The 16,422-nt window shown below is 67.0% G+C and carries 11 protein-coding genes and 3 pseudogenes; 7 read left to right on the forward strand and 7 right to left on the reverse strand.

What is annotated here, in order from left to right:
• Positions 1-32: 32 nt before the first annotated feature.
• The 3 genes from ACWCP0_RS32935 to ACWCP0_RS32945 all read right to left on the reverse strand — a co-directional run bounded on the left by ACWCP0_RS32935 (position 33) and on the right by ACWCP0_RS32945 (position 4,333).
• The gene (locus ACWCP0_RS32935; RefSeq protein ID WP_451082418.1) at positions 33-1,418 is read right to left on the reverse strand and encodes an FAD-binding oxidoreductase; all 1,386 of its coding nucleotides are present in this window, start codon (positions 1,416-1,418) and stop codon (positions 33-35) included.
• Between the two features lie 1,572 nt (positions 1,419-2,990).
• On the reverse strand, positions 2,991-3,437 hold the full coding sequence (locus tag ACWCP0_RS32940; RefSeq protein WP_451082419.1) for an SDR family NAD(P)-dependent oxidoreductase: 447 nt from the start codon (positions 3,435-3,437) through the stop codon (positions 2,991-2,993).
• 422 nt (positions 3,438-3,859) lie between these two features.
• Complete coding sequence (locus ACWCP0_RS32945) at positions 3,860-4,333, reverse strand: carboxymuconolactone decarboxylase family protein (protein ID WP_451082420.1); 474 nt, start codon at positions 4,331-4,333, stop codon at positions 3,860-3,862.
• Positions 4,334-4,797: 464 nt separating this feature from the next.
• On the opposite strand from ACWCP0_RS32945, the gene ACWCP0_RS32950 reads away from it, so the two are divergent.
• Positions 4,798-5,157 (forward strand): ArsR/SmtB family transcription factor, encoded by a 360-nt coding sequence (locus ACWCP0_RS32950; protein ID WP_451082421.1) that lies wholly within the window; start codon positions 4,798-4,800, stop codon positions 5,155-5,157.
• Between the two features lie 334 nt (positions 5,158-5,491).
• On the opposite strand, the gene ACWCP0_RS32955 is transcribed toward ACWCP0_RS32950, so the two are convergent.
• The gene (locus ACWCP0_RS32955; protein ID WP_451082422.1) at positions 5,492-6,058 is read right to left on the reverse strand and encodes a sigma factor-like helix-turn-helix DNA-binding protein; all 567 of its coding nucleotides are present in this window, start codon (positions 6,056-6,058) and stop codon (positions 5,492-5,494) included.
• Positions 6,059-6,073: 15 nt separating this feature from the next.
• Here ACWCP0_RS32955 and ACWCP0_RS32960 point away from each other — a divergent pair, with 15 nt between their 5' ends.
• A complete protein-coding gene (locus ACWCP0_RS32960; RefSeq protein ID WP_451082423.1) occupies positions 6,074-6,319 on the forward strand; it encodes a hypothetical protein in 246 nt (81 codons plus the stop codon).
• A 401-nt stretch (positions 6,320-6,720) separates the two neighbouring features.
• On the opposite strand, the pseudogene ACWCP0_RS32965 reads toward ACWCP0_RS32960, so the two are convergent.
• A pseudogene (locus tag ACWCP0_RS32965) lies at positions 6,721-6,954 on the reverse strand (cupin domain-containing protein); the annotation flags it as partial.
• 382 nt (positions 6,955-7,336) lie between these two features.
• On the opposite strand from ACWCP0_RS32965, the gene ACWCP0_RS32970 reads away from it, so the two are divergent.
• From ACWCP0_RS32970 to ACWCP0_RS32980, 3 genes and pseudogenes are all read left to right on the forward strand, one after another.
• On the forward strand, positions 7,337-7,600 hold the full coding sequence (locus ACWCP0_RS32970) for an NAD-dependent epimerase/dehydratase family protein (RefSeq protein ID WP_451082424.1): 264 nt from the start codon (positions 7,337-7,339) through the stop codon (positions 7,598-7,600).
• Between the two features lie 302 nt (positions 7,601-7,902).
• Positions 7,903-10,590, forward strand: coding sequence for a pyruvate dehydrogenase (acetyl-transferring), homodimeric type (aceE, locus tag ACWCP0_RS32975; protein WP_451082425.1), 2,688 nt, complete (start codon positions 7,903-7,905; stop codon positions 10,588-10,590).
• A 98-nt stretch (positions 10,591-10,688) separates the two neighbouring features.
• A pseudogene (locus ACWCP0_RS32980) lies at positions 10,689-11,724 on the forward strand (2-oxo acid dehydrogenase subunit E2); the annotation flags it as partial.
• A 71-nt stretch (positions 11,725-11,795) separates the two neighbouring features.
• On the opposite strand, the pseudogene ACWCP0_RS32985 reads toward ACWCP0_RS32980, so the two are convergent.
• A pseudogene (locus ACWCP0_RS32985) lies at positions 11,796-12,118 on the reverse strand (transposase); the annotation flags it as partial.
• Between the two features lie 195 nt (positions 12,119-12,313).
• Positions 12,314-13,585, reverse strand: a complete 1,272-nt coding sequence (locus ACWCP0_RS32990; RefSeq protein WP_451082426.1) for a PP2C family protein-serine/threonine phosphatase — start codon at positions 13,583-13,585, stop codon at positions 12,314-12,316.
• Positions 13,586-14,503: 918 nt separating this feature from the next.
• On the opposite strand from ACWCP0_RS32990, the gene ACWCP0_RS32995 reads away from it, so the two are divergent.
• Both ACWCP0_RS32995 and ACWCP0_RS33000 read left to right on the forward strand, forming a co-directional pair.
• Positions 14,504-15,400, forward strand: coding sequence for an RNA polymerase sigma-70 factor (locus ACWCP0_RS32995; RefSeq protein ID WP_451082427.1), 897 nt, complete (start codon positions 14,504-14,506; stop codon positions 15,398-15,400).
• A 495-nt stretch (positions 15,401-15,895) separates the two neighbouring features.
• Positions 15,896-16,393, forward strand: coding sequence for an Ohr family peroxiredoxin (locus tag ACWCP0_RS33000; protein WP_451082428.1), 498 nt, complete (start codon positions 15,896-15,898; stop codon positions 16,391-16,393).
• Positions 16,394-16,422: the final 29 nt, after the last annotated feature.

Genomic DNA, 16,422 nt, shown 5'->3' on the forward strand with positions numbered 1-16,422 from the left:
TCCAGGCCCGCGCCCCACCCGTACGGAGGCCGTCAGACGGTTCCTGCGGGTTCGATGTTCTGGTTGTGGTGGAAGAAGTTGTCCGGATCGTAGACGCGCTTGACCTGCGCGAGCCGGTCGTAGTGGGTGCGGTAGGTGGCACGGACCCGGTCCTGGCCCTCGTCCTCGCCCATGAAGTTCACGTACGCGCCGCCCATGGAGTGCGGGTGCATCTCCCGCCAGTAGTCGACGCACCATTGCTTGATGATCTCGGCGTTGGCGGGATCGGGGTCGACCCCGGCGAAGACGCCGGACCAGACGGCGTCCCGATAGCTCCATGCGGTGTCGTCACGGCCCACCCGGTGGACGGCCCCGTCGATCGGGTAGAGGTGCATCAGCGAGAACGGGGTGGGGATGCCCTCGCCGTACTTGAGGTGCACGTCCAGGGCGGCGTCCGGGATGCGGTCGAAGAAGTCGCCGCGCCAGTACCACTGGTACCCCGGGGGGAGGAGCTCGTCGAACATGCTCTGCAACGCGGGATAGGGCATGGGCGTCGTGAAGTGGAACGCGGGCGGCCCGGGCTCGTTCACCGCTGCGAGGCCCGCCTCGAACTGGTCCAGGTCCCCGGTGTAGCACCACACGATGCCGCACGACTTCTTCCCGTGGAGCTCCGTGGGGAATGGCGGGCCGGGCGGGATGACAAAGATCGTGAAGAAGCCGTACACGTCCTCGGGCGCCCCGGGGAGGAAGTCGCGGTACCACGTCAGCACCTCACGGGTGCGGTCGACCGGCCACACGGTGACGCCGACCCCGACAGTGCCCACCGGGTGCAGCCGGTAGGTGAACGATGTCACTATGCCGAAGTTCCCACCGCCACCGCGGAGCGCCCAGAACAGGTCAGGGCGCTCTTCGTCGCTGGTCGTGACGAAGGTGCCGTCCGCCAGCACGACATCCGCGCCCAGCAGGTTGTCCGCCGTCAGGCCGTACCTACGCGTCAGATAGCCGTGGCCGCCACCGATGGTCAGCCCACCGACCCCCGTCATCGAGATGATGCCGGCGGGCGTCGCCAGGCCGAAAACGTGGGCGGCGTGGTCCAGGTCGCCGAGCTGGCTGCCCCCTCCGACCTGGGCGGTCCGCGTGCCGGGGTCGACCCGCACCCAGCGCATCAGGGACAGGTCGAGGGTGAGGGCGTCATCCACCAGGCACAGGCCGGGGCCGCTGTGTCCGCCACCGCGGACGGCCAGCTCGAGGCCGTGCTCGCGGGCGAACGTGACCGTCCGCATGACGTCCGCCGTGTCCACGCACCGCGCGAACGCGGAGGGCCGTCTGTCGATCATCCCGTTGTAGATCGCACGGGTTTCGTCGTACGCGTCGTCCTGCGGGTCGATCACCGGTCCGCGCAGTGCGTCGCGCAGTGCACCCAGACTCGCGCCGTCCATGAGAGCTCCTTGACGGGGCACGCCGGCTACCGCCCCCCGGCCTCCGGTCCCACCGGCCGCCCTGTTGACTGATGCGGCGCACCCGCCGGGCCCGCCAGGGGCGTCCCAAGCCCATCGGCGACCCCCACGACGCCGCGGGGCCGACAACTCCAGCCTGGCATCGGCCTTCTGCCCACGCAACGCAGCTGCGGCGGGCCGCGTGCTGGAAGAGGCCTTCCGGCGCCATGAGCTCCTGCACTCGGACCACGAGGAGAACGGCAGGCGCTCGAACGGGGTGACACCGCACCGGCATTCCCTGGCGCCGCCTTTCGCATGACTGTCCACCCAGGCCCACGGGGTACGCCTACCTCGTCCGCCGGCAGGAGGAGGGCGCCTTCGACCGGCTCAGCCTCCTGAGGCGACGGGTGCGGCAGCGTGAGGGCCGCGAGGCCGAGCCGAGCGCCGACCTCATGGTCCGGGGCCTTCATCACGCCCGCCGACTGCGACAGGGCCGTCACTGTGGGGGACGGGGCAGACCGGTGACTGCTACGCCCCAGACGGGGTGCAGCAGGCAGGCGGGGTCAGGCCAGGGACCACTTCCCCGAGCGGGCGACCTCGCCGGTGGCCAGGCCCACGACCAGATGATCTCCCTCGCCCGGAGGATCCGCGCGGGAGTGGTCGGCCGACGCCCGCCAACCGCTGATGCTCGGCCTCCCACACGTCGTCGGACCGGTCCCCGTCCAGCCACTCGTACTGGAGTACTGGGACTGGACACTGGCGCAAGGGAAGGCGGGTCGCTTGTGTGACAGCCGGGACAGGGCGCTGTGCAGACTTTCGCGCACCGGTGGCAGCGCGGCGTTGTCCCACGTCTGTGATCCCGCTGCTGGACCGGTCGGCTGGAGCGCCTGCCACGCCCCAGCCGACCGGAGCACGGTGCCAGTCTTGACGGCATTGTCGAGAGACTGGAACTGGGTGCGACAGGTAGACCAGGCAGCAGCCCCTGGTGTGACAGGCGGTCGGTGGGCATGGGCCGCAGGCCGTATCCGGCGCTTTCGCCCCGACTTGGACTACGGCAGCGCCGGGGCATCCCACCTTCGTTCGCCCAGGGCCTTCCGGCCGAGACTGGCATGGGGCCGGGCTCGCCGACCCGTGCGGACATCGTCTCGGATTCGGTGGGACGCCAAAATCCCACCCGCCGCGCCAGGGCCACGGCAACGAGCCTCGTCCCTATCGGGACTCTTCCGCCTTGTGAAGCGAGGGGAGGGCGTCGCGGCCGGCCTTCGGTCCAGTAGGTGCGCACGGACGCGGATCATTCCTGGTGTGCGGGGCGGCACCGCCTCGCACACCAGACGGCCGCTTCAGGCCTGGCGCGCGCAGCGCGAGTACCCGGGCTTCCGATGCTGCGGCGGCGGTGTGCGCAGTGCCGGCACCCGCGAGCTCATATTGCGCACCGTCCGGCGTGTGACGTCGTGGTTGCGCCTCACCGCTTGATCGACGGCCGCAGGGCGAGCGTGGCGACTTTGCCCGATCCGTGGCCTTGTTCGCCCCCTGTCCGGGGCCGGCAGCCCTGGTGGACCGCAACCGCCGACAGGCTCAGACGAGTTCGAGTCCTCCGTCGATCGTGAGCACCTGACCGGTGACGTGCGTTCCCTGCGGGTCGGCGATGCGCAGGATCCAGTCCGCGACGTCCTTGGGGTCGCCGAGTCGGCCCGTGGGAATGCGCTCGCGTTCATAGGTGAGCATCTCGTTGATGGTGTCCTCGGGAAGGCCTGCCGCGGCCAGGACGTTCGTCGTGGTGGGGCCGGGGGCGATTGCGTTCACTCGCACCCCTTCCGAGGCGAGTTCGAGTGCCCAGCTCCGTGTCAGCTGTTCCATGGCGCTCTTGGTGGCGGCGTAGTGCGCACCTCCGGCCAGAGGGCGGTGGCCGTACGTGCTCGACACGTTGACGATGGAACCCGAGGTGTCCCGCAGGTGCGGCAGGGCCGCATGCGCGAGCAAGCTCGGCGCCGTCACGTTGAGGTCGTACAGACTGGTGATCACTGAGCGGTCCGTCTCCGCCAGGGGCATCACGGCAGTGGCGCCGGCATTGTTCACGAGCAGGTTCGAGCCGACCCCACCGCTCCACGGCCGTGGCGACGACCGTTTGGGCAGCGCCCTCTTCGCAGATGTCGAGCGGCAGGATCGCGATGTTGGGGTGCGCGCGAGCCGTCCCCTCCAGGGCTTCTTTCCGGCGCCCCACGCCGAGGACGCGTGCCCCCGACTCTGCCAGGGCGACCGCCGTCGGATCCGAACCACCCGAAGTCGGCATCCCCGAAAGCGGTGTTGGCGCTGCCGAGGGAGGGAGGTGAAGCTGCCCGCATGCTTCAGTGGAACCGGCTGACGCCGGAAGTCCGTCTCCCCGCCGTAGGTCGGGGCGGCGTGGAGACGGACAGCATGTGTCCGGTCGGACCGGATACCTCTGTTTAGCCGAACTGTCCGACCTGGTAGCTACCGGCGGGCTGCTGGTTGATGACGTTGATGCGGTTGTAGGCGTTGATGACGGCGATGAGCGCGATGAGGGCGACGAGCTGGTCCTCGTCGTAGTGCTTGGCAGCGTTCGCCCAGGCCTCGTCGGTGACGCCACCGGCCGCATCGGCGATGCGGGTGCCCTGCTCCGTCAGCTCCAGCGCGGCCCGCTCGCCCTCGGTGAAGACCGTGGCCTCCCGCCAGGCGGCGATGAGGTTGAGCCGCAGCGAGGTCTCACCGGCGGCGGCGGCGTCCTTGGTGTGCATATCGGTGCAGAACCCGCAGCCGTTGATCTGGCTGGCACGGATCTTCACCAGCTCCTGAGTGGCAACCGACAGCCCCGACTCCGACGCCGCCTTGCTGGCCATGTACAAGTGCTTCAGCACCTTGCCCGCGAGGGCATTGCCGAAGTAGTTGAGACGCGCATCCATGGTGATCTCCTTACCGAGTTGCAGATACACACCACTGACTGGACAGCACCACAAAATGTGACAGGAGGCGCAGTGTGATGTGCGCCTCCTTCGCAAAGCCACCTGCATCCCAGTCGCGTGGTTCGTTGCAGACCCGGTGAGAGCGGCCTGTTCGGGGCGAGTCACGGGTCCCGTTGCAGCGGGGCGCCCACAAGGTGGCAGCCGCGCCCTCCTCGACGAACGCGCACTCCGTCGTGAGCTGAACCGGCCGAGGCGCGCGACCGACTCTGTCAGCGCGCGGGCGGCGAAAGGGAACCATGGGCCGGCGTCCCGCCTACACGGGCGCCGTGCGATCCGACCTCAGTCAGTCAACGGGCCTTGCCGTGTCATCACCGCAACGCGCCCCCGCCCACAGCACAGTCACAGACTGTTACGCTTCAAGCGCGGAAGTTCGTCTGATGCCGAACAGGCGGTGATCTGGCCCCATGCCGGACCACTCGTCATCACCTGCCCAGAGTGACATCACCTTGCCGCGCGTGCTGGGAGCGCTCAGCGACCCGACGCGTCTCGGTATCGTCCGAGTGCTGTCCGATGGCGCCGAACGCGGATGGGGTCAGTTGTGCGCCCCCATCGCCAAGTCCACCCTCAGCCATCACCTCAAGGTGCTGCGCGAGGCGGGCCTTACGCAGACCCGTCAGGCAAGCACTCGCTGCTTCGTGACTCTGCGCCGCACAAGCCTCGAAGCCCGCTTCCCCGGACTGCTGCCGGCTCTGCTGTCTGCGGCCGTTGCGGATCACGTCGGCGAACACGTAACCGAAAGTGATGATGAGGAGCGACCGGATTGACCCCGTAGGGGGGCAGAAACGATCTGGACGCCGATCACGTCCCCTCTCAGGGCGAGTTCGTCACAACCCTTGGACGCCTCACCCAGGGGCGCTTCCCGTCCGCCAACCGTCCGGCTGCCGGCGCACCTGCCGCTGTCGCAGAGGAGCGCGGGCATGGGCCGCGCGCGGACGCCGCGCGAAGCACCGCCCGACTTTTGCGGCCGCTCGGGATCCTTCCCTGGCTGATCAGTACACTCCGTCGTACACAGACCGCACGACCTACCGCAGCATGGGGCTACTGCCCAAGTCCGCCTGATAGCGGCAAGAGTTCGGGCGGCGAGGGCCTGGCGGTGCTTCATGCCGGTCGGGTTTGCCCGGCGCCTACGAGGTCGTCGGAGTCGTTCTGTGCGGCGGGTGCTACCGGTCGCAGTTCTTCGGCAGTCCACAGCTGCAGTAGTCCCTGGTGCAGCCAGGAGGCCGCGGTGGTGATGGGCGCGTCCGCGATGTCGGCGATCTCTTTTTCCGTGAAGCCTTCGACGGCTGCGAGGTAGACGGCGATCCGGTGTTGTTTCGGCAGTGTCCGGAGGGCGGCTCTGGCGTCCGGCGCGGGGAGTTGGCTGAAGGCCTGCAGTTCGGCCAGGCGGATGCCCGCCGGAAGCCGAGGCTCGTCACGCGTCTGCGTCCGGCCCTCGCCGTCGTTCGTGGTGTTGTCGTTCGGCTGGTCGTGCTGTCCGCGGTGGGGGCCGATGAATGCCGTGGTGAGGATGTGGTGGAGCCAGGTCTTGTGGTTGGTGCCCGGCAGGAGTCGGGGGAATGAGGCGTACGCCTGTGTGAACGTCTCCAGGATCAGATTCTCCGCGTCGGCCGGGCTGCCTGTCACGCCCAGGGCGGCCCGGTACATCGGGTCGAGGAGGGACAGCACGTCGCGCTCGAACGCGTGGTGCTCGAGCGGGTCCTGCTCGAGCGGGTCCTGCTCGAACGCGTGGTGCTCGAGGTGTGCGTCGTGTTCGGTCCGGCGGTGGTTGCCCTGTCGGCGCGTGTCGGGAGAACCTCCCTCATCGCCGGTGACCAGGTGCGTCAGCGCAACGCTGTGGTTGTCGGGCTGCGTGGTTGGCTGGGGCAGGGGAGCGCGAGCAGTTCTACGGTGAAGGCCGCGCCCTGGGATCGTTTCGCTCTCACGTAGGCGATCGCTGTCGGCGTGTCGGCCCCGGTGCCGGCCGGTGCCCGAGCCGAGCATGGAAGTCCAGTTCGAGAGGGCGGACTGAAGGTTCGTCATCGAAAGAGGCATGTGCATTTCCTCCCGGGAGAGCTGTGTCGTTGATCGTGCGCTGAGGGCCGATGGTGCAGCCTGCCGCCGGCTTCGTGAGCCGCGGGGAGCCCCTGGCCGAGGTCTTGTGCGATGGGCCCGTCGTGGAGTGCGCCATCCCAGGCCATAGTGGCCATGCCGCCGCGTACGGCAGCCTCCGTACCGTTGCGGTCGGTCTCGACTCGCGGCACCGGCTGGTGCCTTGTCGCGCCCCTCCCACGGAGCGGATGGGCGCCGGTCGGAACCGACCCGTGTGAGCAGGAAGCGGCAGGTCGGTCGGTGGGACGCGGGGCACGCACGTGGGCCGGCCGGTGCCGGCTCCTCCTCGTCGACCAGCTTGAGCATCGGCTTGCCCGGCGCACACATCATGGTCACGACGAACCGGGACCGGTCCGCGCATCCGTACGCGCATTGCCGTCCCGGTAGTGGATCAGATCACCACCTGGCTCCCAGAACGTCTCTCCAGCCTCGATCACACGTCCCGGCTCGCCCTCGAGCTCGAAACGAACCGCCCACTGAAGCCTTGTCCGACACCGTGCTGCACCTCCCCAGGTCCGCCGTGTCATGGGGCCGGCACACCGTCCGGCGGAAGCCGCGTTCGGGCATCCAGGTCCCACAGCCGCTTCGTGGTGATGACCGAGTGCGCTGTGGATCTGTGACAGGTGTGGCGGGCTGCCTCAGCCCCTCGTGAAGACTCGCTCGGCACGCGCGGCTGGTCGGCGCCGCTCAGTGCGACAGCCGGCCAGCGCTCCCGACCTGCATCGAGGCACATCAGCTGCCCCGTCGAGCCGTGTCACAAAAATGGCTCGACCGCTGTCGTAGGTAGCGAGTGGCTGACTTCGCCGTCACGAAGACACCAACGGGGTCGCTGACCCCCTGAACGGGAGGGCCCGGATGAGAGTCGTCGTCGTAGGTGCCACCGGGCTGATCGGTGCCAGGACCGTTGCCGGGCTCCGGGACCACGGTGTGGAGGTTGTGCCTGTATCACGCGGTGAGGGCGTTGATGTCATCACCGGGGATGGTCTCGCCGAGGTCCCGCGTGGCGCCGAGGTGGTGGTGGACGTCACCGGTGCGCCCTCACCTGCGGAAGAGACCGGTCTGCAGTTCTTCGCCACCGCTACGACCAATCTTCTGGGGGCCGCGGCCTCCAGAAGGTGACGAGTGTTACGTGATCCTCTCCGTCGTGGGGACCGAGCACCGCGAAGCTGCCGGCTGTCGAGGGCGACGTACGAGACGTCGTCACCGACGCACACGCCAGGTTCTTCGGCGCGGCGACAGGGGAGCGAACGCTTCTCCCTGAGACACCCGCCCTCGTGGGTCACAGCACCTTCGCCCAGTGGCTCGCCCGCCGGTGACTCCGCGAAATCGCCACGCATATCTCTTGTCTACCGACACCGGAAGCAAGTCCGTGTCTGCTGTCGTCATCCTCCCCTCCCCCACGCCTTGACTGGAAGGCCTCCATGAGTAATCCGGCCCGGCCCGCAGAGTTCTCTGCGACAAGTGAGCTCGACCAGGTACCCGACCGTGACGCCGAAGAGACTGCAGAATGGCAGGCGTCACTCGACGCTGTCATGAAGAACGCAGGGCCAGATCGCGCGGTTTACCTGTTGCGACGTGTGCACGAGCACGCGGCCAGGTCTGGAATAGCCCTGCCCCGACTTCTTTCCTCGGACTACATCAATACAATCCCGACGTCATCCCAGCCGGTCTTTCCCGGCGACATCGCCATGGAATCCCGGATCACCGCTCTGAACAGGTGGAATGCGGCAGCGATGGTGACCCGCGGCTCTCACCTGGGCCTCGGCGGCCACATCGCCACCTACGCATCGGCGGCATGGCTCTACGAGATCGGGTTCAATCACTTCTTCAAAGGCAAGGACGAGGACGGTTCCGGCGATCAGCTGTTCCTGCAGGGGCATGCATCGCCGGGCATCTACGCCCGCGTGTTCCTGGAAGGGCGCCTCAGCGAGGACCGGTTGAGCCGTTTCCGGCATGAGGCCGACGGCAACGGACTGCCGTCCTACCCCCACCCCAGGCGTCTACCGTGGCTGTGGGAGTTCCCGACCGTTTCCATGGGACTCGGCCCTCTCGCCGCCGTCTACCAGGCCAGATTCAACCGCTACCTGCACGACCGGGGCATCAAGGACACATCCGGGTCACGTGTATGGGCGTTCCTCGGGGACGGGGAAACCGACGAGCCCGAGTCGACGGCTGCGCTGACGCTCGCCGCCCGTGAGGGTCTCGACAACCTCACTTTCGTCATCAACTGCAACCTCCAACGCCTGGACGGTCCCGTACGGTCGAATTCCAAGATCGTTCAGGAACTCGAGGCCCGCTTCCGCGGAGCGGGCTGGAACGTGGTGAAGTCTCTCTGGGGCGAGGCCTGGGACTCCGTGCTACAGCAGGACACCAGCGGCGCCCTCGTCCGCCGCCTCAATGAGGTGCCCGACGCCCAGCTGCAGACGTACGCAGCGCGGGATGCCGCCTACATACGCACGCACTTCTTCACCGGCGATGCGCTCTCCGGCGTCGCCGCAGGGCTGAGCGACTCCCAGCTCACCGATCTGTTCGAAAACTCGCGCGGCGGACACGAACCTCTCAAGGTCTACGCCGCCTACCGGGCTGCGGTCGAACACCGGGGGGAGCCGACCGTCATCCTCGCCCAGACGGTAAAGGGACACACGCTGGGGTCGGATTTCGAGTCGCGCAACGCCAACCATCAGATGAAGAAGCTGACGATGGAGCAGTTCCGTCAGATGCGCGACGTGCTGGAGCTTCCCATCCCCGACAGCGCGCTGAGCGGGGACGTGGTGCCGTTCTGGCACCCCGGTGAGGATTCGCCGGAGGTGCAGTACCTGCGGGAGCGCCGCACTGCTCTGGGAGGCCCCGTCCCGGTGCGCAAGGTTGTTGCCAAGCCTCTGGCTCAGCCGCCGTCCCGCCCCTTCGAAGCCCTGAAGAAGGGCTTCGGCAAACAAGAGGTGGCCACCACCATGGCGCTCGTCCGCCTGGTCAAGGACCTGATGCGCGGCGACGAGACAGGGCAGCGCTGGGTGCCGATCATCCCCGACGAGGCCCGTACGTTCGGTATGGAGTCCCTCTTCCCGACGGCCGGAATCTACTCGCCGGACGGCCAGACCTATGAACCGGTCGACGCGGATCAGCTCCTCTCCTACCGGGAAGCCAAGAACGGCCAGCTCATCGATGAAGGCATCACCGAGGCCGGCTCCATGGCCGAGTTCACCGCTGCGGCGACCTCGTACGCCACGCACGGCGAACCCATGATCCCGTTCTACATCTTCTACGCCATGTTCGGGTTCCAGCGAACCGGTGACCAGTTCTGGGCGCTGGCCGACCAGTTGGGACGCGGGTTCGTCATCGGGGCGACGGCCGGCCGCACGACGATGACCGGCGAGGGCCTGCAGCACGCCGACGGGCATTCTCACCTGCTGTCGTCCACCAATCCGGCGGCGGTCAGCTACGACCCGGCCTTCGCGTACGAGATCGCGCTGATCGTCAGGGAAGGGCTGAGACGGATGTACGGTGAGCAGCCCGAGGACGTCTTCTACTACCTGACGGTGTACAACGAGTCGAAGCAGCAGCCGCCGATGCCTGCTGTGCCGTCGATTGAAGAGGGAATCCTGCGGGGCATCTATCGCTTCAAGCCTGCCGAGTTCGACGATGCCGGGCCGCGGATCCAGTTGCTGGCTTCCGGCACGGCGATCCACTGGGCGTTGGAGGCCCAGGATCTCCTCGAGTCCCACTGGGGCGTCCACGCCGACGTGTGGTCGGTGACCTCCTGGACGGAGCTGCGCCGCGATGCGTTGAGCGCCGACCGGGCGCGGCTGCGCGGTGAGCAGCGCGAACCGTATGTGACCCGCGCGCTTTCGGGTGCGCCTGGTCCGGTCCTGGCTGTCAGCGACTGGATGCGGCAGGTGCCCGACCAGATCAGCCAGTGGGTCGAGCAGGACTACTCGTCCTTGGGCACGGACGGCTTCGGCCTGTCGGACACCCGGGATGCGGTACGCCGCTTTTTCCGCGTGGACGCCGAATCGATCGTGGTGGCAGCCCTGGACCAACTGGTCCAGGCCGGAGCAGTCGACCCGGAGACGGTCACGCAGGCCCGCGATCGCTACGGCTGGCAAGGGTGACCCGAACCTGCAGCGTGCTGGAACTGAACCTGCGAACTGCAGGCCGTGGAAAAGAGCAAGGGGTGCCGCGGGCAGCAACCGAAATCATGGCGGCTTCCGTAACCCTGCCGGCCCTCGGAGAGAGTGTCACTGAGGGCACCGTCACCCGCTGGCTGAAGCAGGTCGGCGAGACGGTCGAGGCCGACGAACCCCTGCTCGAAGTCTCCACCGACAAGGTCGACACCGAGATCCCCTCCCCCGCCACGGGCGTACTGCTGGAAATCACCATCGCCGAGGATGAGACGGCCGAGGTCGGTGCCAAGCTCGCCGTCATCGGCGCGCCGGGGGATGCTCCGGCGGCACCTGGTCCTGTTGCCCCGTCCCGTGCATATGAGGCCCCTGCACCCGCACCGCAGGCCCCCGCGGCTCCTGCTCCCGTGACTGCGCCTCAGCCCGTTGAACCCTCGCCCGTGCCCGTGGCGGCCCCCGCCGCACCCGCGCCGGTGCGTGCGGCTCAGCCCGCAGCGCCCCCCGCTGCCCCTGCCCCCAGCGGCGCTGGTGCGGGAGACGTGTATGTGACCCCGCTGGTACGGAAACTTGCCGCAGGAAACGGCGTTGACCTTTCCTCGGTTCAGGGATCCGGCATCGGAGGGCGGATCAGGAAGCAGGATGTCGTCGCTGCGGGACGTGAAACCGCATCGGCTTCTCTGGTGGCGGAGACCCGCTTGCAGGCTCCGGTGGAGACGTCATCGCTGCGTGGCCAGACGGTCAGGATGACCCGCATCCGCAAGATCATCGGTGACAACCTGAAGAAGGCCCTGCACGAGCAGGCTCAGCTGACCACCGTCGTCGAGGTTGACGTCACCAAGCTCATGCAACTGCGCGCGGGCAAAGGAGGACTTCGCTGCCCGTGAAGGCGTCAAGCTGTCTCCCATGCCGTTCTTCGTCAAGGCGGCAGCCCAGGCCCTGAAGGCGCACCCCGTCATCAACGCCCGGATCAACGAGGGCGAAGTCACCATCACCTACTTCGACGAGGAGAACATCGGTATCGCGGTGGACACCGAGAAGGGGCTGATGACGCCGGTCATCAAGGGCGCGGGCGACCTGAACATCGCAGGCATCGCCGACCCTGCGGCATCGACTTGCGATCAAGTTGCCGTGGGCTGCGCCGGGCGACGTCGCAGCACGATGTGACAGGGCGGGGCGACGCCCCGTTTCTGGGCTGATCACAGCTTGAGCCAGAGGCGTATCGAGGCCACGGCGACGGTGCCGTGGAAGACGAATGCCCGCTTGTCGTGCCTTGTGGCCATGGCACGGGAGTTTTTCAGGAAGTTGATGGTCCGCTCGACCTCGTTGCGACGCTTGCATACAGCTCACGGTCGAAGCCGGCAAGGCGGCCGCCCTTGGTGCCACGCCGCTCGCGGTTCGACCGCTGGTCCTTCGGCTCCGGAATGACGTGCATGATGTGGCGTCGCCGCAGGCCGCAGCGGTTCCTGCGGGAGCCGTAGGCCTTGTCTCCGCCGAGCCGGTCCAGGCGTGTGCGTGGCCGCGGAGTGTCCTGGGCGGACCCTTGCGGGTGCCCGCGGCGTGATGGGCGCGGCAGGACACCGAAACATTCTGGATGTGGTCGGCCTCTCGCGCCGAGGTGATCGGTGGCCAGGAGCAGCACGGGTCCGCCCTGCTGCCCGGATGGGACGAGCCGGCCATCCTGGCGATGGCGCTCAGACAGTGGTATGAGCACCATTCATGCTTCGCGCCCCAGAGGTGAACTCAGCGGACTCCAACCCAGATGGAGGACGGTCACGTCATCTGCCAGCCCTCCGAAGGGAGCAGCCATGGACGCAGCGTCCGCAACCAAAGCATCGATGAATTCCTGGGACGGCAGGTGCGAGTACTGCCTTGCCAGTCGTAGAAGCCCCTCCTCGCCGAGCCGTGCGGTGGAGTCGGTCCTTCCCTCGAACAGCCCATCGGTGAAGAGAACCACACTGTTCCGGGGAGACAGTTCTATCTCGGTCTCCGCCCAGTCCATGCATCCTGGAAAGAGGCCCAGCGCAATTCCCGCCTGCGGCTCCAGCCATCGTATTTCCCTCGACCTTCGCAGGAGGAGGCCGGGATGCCCCGCACTAACCGCTCTTACAGACATTCCTTGAGGGGGGAACACCAGTGAAACGACCGTGGCGTACGTGTCGTCGTCCGGTCTTGCGTCGATCAGGATCCTTTCGAGAATGCGGAGCTGCTCGAGTTGAGTCTTGCCGCAGAGAACGGCTGTCCGCCAAGCCACACGCAGGTGAACCGCCAGAGCGGTCTCAGCCGCTCCATGCCCGGATACATCCCCCAAGATGACGTGGACAGTCGAATCCTCAGCCTGCACGACATCATAGAAGTCACCGCTCAGAAGTGCGTGGGACCGCCCCGGCTCGTAACGTGAAGCTACCGTGAAGTCGTCTCCACGCAGCGCCGGCGCGGGAAACAGGCCACGCTCCAGTGAGGCATTCTCGCGAGCGATCAGCGCGTTGGCCTCTATCGTGGCCATGACCGTCTCCATATGTTTTCGCTGCAGGGCAAGCCAAATAGCGCGGCAAAATCCTTCTGGGTCGACTCTTTCTCGGTCCACGTAGCCCTGCACTATGCCATCAGGAAGCCCGACTTCTTCGATTGATGCTGCGCCAGTGACAACAATCACGGCTGCATGCGGCGCTCGATGGCGTATTCGGCCGACGACTTCGGCCGGCTCGAGCCCTGAAGGGGAGCGCCCCACAAGGACGCACACCTGCCCCCCGCGCAGTCCCAGAAGAGGTCCTGCTTCGCTGATCGTCCTGCGCCAGACCAGCGAGTTGATGAGCCGACTCGGCGACAGCATGTGCCGAACAGCGGAAGCCTCTCGCTCGTCCTCCGATATCAAAAGCAAGCTGAGGTCACGGCATAGAAAGATTCCGTCCATGTCCACGACCCCCTCGAAACCAAGTCCGTGCGGATTGTGGTCACGCGCACCTGACTGCGGGAATACGCTGGTCATATCAAGGCTTTCGTGCAGCGAATAGGCACAGTCCGTACATTTCAGTTACGACTCAAGCCTGGCCCTTGGAGGCTCCCGAAAAAGAGTCTGACTCACTTCGCTGTTGAGATTGCGGCGAAGACGCCCACTGCAGGACTTCGGACAGAGGGTGAAACTTACTGGGCGTTGGTTGCACTAGAAATGCAGGACCTTACCCGAAAAGGGCGACTCTTGCACAGGAACGCGCAGAACAACCGGTTCACGGGCGGAGCGGATAAGAAGTCCGAGCTAACCGTTGAGACTGTCTGCGGCTCGAAGGTGTTCAGCCTGATCCGTGCGCCCGGTAGTACACAGATCTGCTGTTCTTGACCACGACCGCCCTCCGTCAAATCCGAAGCTGGAACTTGCACGACACCATGATGAGCTGTCGGCTTCTGACGCAGGTCTCACCCGCACGGACAGGCATGCCGTTCCCGCGCCCCTGCAGCACTCGGTCGCGGGAGGCGCATCCACGCACGCCGGCACCCCGAGCGCGCTTCACCGCGCGAGCTCGGTGCCAATACCCCTCCCTCAATTCCTGTTCCGCCCTGCGTGGTTCGTACATGAGACAGGAGAGGCACCGGATGTGTGACACGAGGGAGGCATGCGGTGTCTGGGATGGCAGGATCTCTGCGGGTTCTCCGTACCGCCTCAAGCCGCGGTGGCTTGGCCGCCGTCCGCCCCCTCGTCGGATCACCGTGCGATCGGCAGGCCCAGTCCTGGCCGTCGGACGGGACCCGGAGGCCGGCCGGCGGCCCGGGAGCGAGTGGGCCACGAGCACCCAATGAGTGCCATTGTCTGCCTATCAGGTTGGGTGTCGGTGTGAGCCACCCACGGCCGCAAGCGCACGCTGCTGTAGCGGCTTGTAGCATGGTGGCGTCGGGGCCGGAAGGGACAACCATGCACGCTGGGGATGACATCGACTCCCTCGACCAGGCGACGAGGGATTTCCTCGCTGCGCGCCCGCAGCTCTTCGGTATCGCGTACCGCATGCTGGGCAGCGCTGTGGAGGCCGAGGACATCCTTCAGGAAGCGTGGCTGCGGTGGCAGAACGCCGACCGCACGAACATCCTCGAACCGACAGCCTTCCTGACCACCGTCACCGCACGTCTGGCAATCAACTTTGCCCAGTCCGCCAGGGTGCGGCGCGAGTCGTACACCGGCCCGTGGCTTCCCGAGCCGGTTGACACCAGTCAGGACCCGCAACTGGGGGCGGAACGGGCTGAGGCACTCGAACTGGCGGTTCTCGTCCTCCTCGAGAAGCTGAACCCGATGGAGCGAGCCGCCTATGTCCTGAGGGAAGCCTTTGACTACCCTTACAAGCAGGTTGCAGACATCCTGGAGACGAGTGAGGCCAATACCCGCCAGCTGGTGAGCCGTGCGCGCAAGCACCTGGCCGCCGAGCGCAGGGAGCACGTCAGCCCGGCCGATCACCGGCGCCTGCTGGAAGTGTTCCTCGCCGCAGCACAGACGGGCAATCTCACGGAGCTCGAGCATGTTCTCGCTGCCGACGTCGTCAGCTACTCCGACGGCGGAGGGGTGGTGCGCGCAACCAAGATACCGGTCATCGGACGTGCGCACGTCTCCAAGTATCTCGTCGCCTTCGCGCCGCGTTTCTGGCCCCAGTCGGACATTCGGTGGGTCGAGGCCAATGGCCGGCCGGCCGTTCTTGTCTCGTCCGGCGGGAACGCCGTGGCCTTGCTGTCCGTCGATGTGTCGGCGGAAGGGATCGACCGGGTCATGTGGGTGATGAATCCGGCCAAGCTGTCGCCATACGTGGCCTCACTGGGCGGCTGAGGACCTCTCGAGAACGGTCGGCAGAGCCTGCGGTCCCTGCACAGCACAGCATGCTTGGCGGCAGATCTCGCTGTTCTGCGGCACAGCTCCCCGCTCCCTCAGGTGCGCCCGGGCCTGGCGTCCGCCGCTCCGTTGTCGCTCGCAGCAAGAACACTTACCCTCCCCGATTCGTCGACGAGCGCGACAAGGCACTGTCATCTCCCGCTTGACCGACGTCACAAAGCCCTGGCCCAAGGTGAGGCCCCGTATGTGTCACAAAGGGGCCGGCTTGTCGGTCAACCATCTACCCGGAACCCGGTTTTTCAAGACTTGAAGGACAGACGACGTGACGATTGTCATGAGCGGCACAGTGAGCCCTGCCCGCGGATGGTTGTATCGCCTTGCCGTCCGAGGGAAAACGCCTGCACGAGCAGGCCTCGCCCCTTCCATCGCCTTGCCCGCTCCGTGCGTGATGTCGGGCCAGGGCGTGTACGGCAACAACGCCGGAGTCACGCTGTGAACGACCACATCCGGTTGCCCGACCTGTCCACCGACAAGGACTACGATGGGGCGTCCTTCTCCCCCATCTACACGACGACTGTGACCGTCAGCGGCGGCATAGCCGCGCACGCGCGGGCCTCGGGTAGAGCCCGGTCAGCCGACGGGGTCCTGGACATCAGCCTCGGCATGCCTGCCGAGCTCGGTGGGGACGGCCGGCAGACCAACCCCGAGCAGTTGTTCGCCGCCGGGCTCGGAGCCTGCTTCCTCGGAGCCCTGAGCCTGGTGGCGCGACAAGCGGCACTCGATCCCGCCGCGATCTCCGTAGACGCGACCGTAGCATTCGGGCGGGACCCGGAAGACGGCGGCTACGGGCTGCGCGTCGATCTGGCGGTCGAGTGGCCGGGGGTCGCTCCGGAGATCGCCGCTCCCCTTCTGGAGAAGGCCAACTCACTGTCCCCCTACGGGAGGATGGCCTCGCAAGGTACGCCGGCAACCATCACACTGGCTCCTTAGCCAAGGGCGTCCTCCCCATTCGGCTGGCC

It is taken from the genome of Streptomyces sp. NPDC001970 (assembly GCF_053594115.1).